The sequence below is a fragment of the Streptomyces sp. SID14478 genome, from assembly GCF_010548525.1.
In the GTDB taxonomy this organism is placed as follows: Bacteria; Actinomycetota; Actinomycetes; order Streptomycetales; family Streptomycetaceae; genus Streptomyces.
Window position 1 is genome coordinate 1 of record NZ_JAAGMG010000765.1, and the last position, 690, is coordinate 690.

General features: G+C 76.1%; 1 protein-coding gene and 1 pseudogene. Both read left to right on the forward strand.

All coding sequences use genetic code 11. From position 1 onward, the window contains the following. Positions 1 to 119: pseudogene (locus G3I40_RS47350) on the forward strand (oxidoreductase); the annotation flags it as partial. Beyond that, positions 116 to 601 carry a heme-degrading domain-containing protein gene (locus G3I40_RS25180; RefSeq protein ID WP_164304398.1) on the forward strand — a complete coding sequence of 162 codons (486 nt, stop codon included), beginning with the start codon at positions 116 to 118 and terminating at the stop codon, positions 599 to 601. The pseudogene G3I40_RS47350 and the gene G3I40_RS25180, both read left to right, overlap by 4 nt. The last annotated feature ends 89 nt before the right edge of the window (positions 602 to 690 follow it).

The window sequence follows — 690 nt, forward strand, 5'->3', positions numbered from 1 at the left end:
CCGCGGCCCTGCGCGGCGACGCCCCGAACCCGGTGCCCGCCACCCAGGCCGCCGACGCGCTCGACGTGCTGGAGGCGGCCCGCCGCTCGGCCCGCGACGGTGTGACGGTGACGCTGTGAGCGCCCCCGCCAAGGCCACCGCCCCCGACATCGCCACGCTGGAGGAGCAGGAGCGCCGCCTGGTCCTCGACGCGTTCACGCACGACGACGCGTGGCGGCTGGGCTGTCTGCTCGTGGAGTTGGCCCGCGAGCGGCAGGCGCCGGTCGCGATCGACATCACGCGCGGCGGCCAGCAGCTGTTCCACGCGGCGCTGCCCGGTTCGACGCCGGACAACGACGCGTGGATCGCCCGCAAGCGCCGCGTCGTGGAGCGCTACCAGTCCGCGTCCTACCTGGTCGGCAGCCGTTTCCGGGCCAAGGGCACGACGTTCGAGGACTCTTCGCGCCTCGACCCGGACGTGTACGCGGCCCACGGCGGCGCCTTCCCGCTCTGCGTGCGCGGAGCGGGAGTCGTGGGCGTGGTCGTGGTGTCGGGCCTGCCGCAGATCGAGGACCACGCGCTGGTGGTCGAGGCGCTGGAGCGGTTCACTTCCGGCGGCTGACCCGGCGCGGCCTGCGCGCCACGAAGACGATCGCCGCGCCCGCCGCCACGGTGGCCGCGGCGATCGCGCCGAGCACCGCGCCGCCCTCC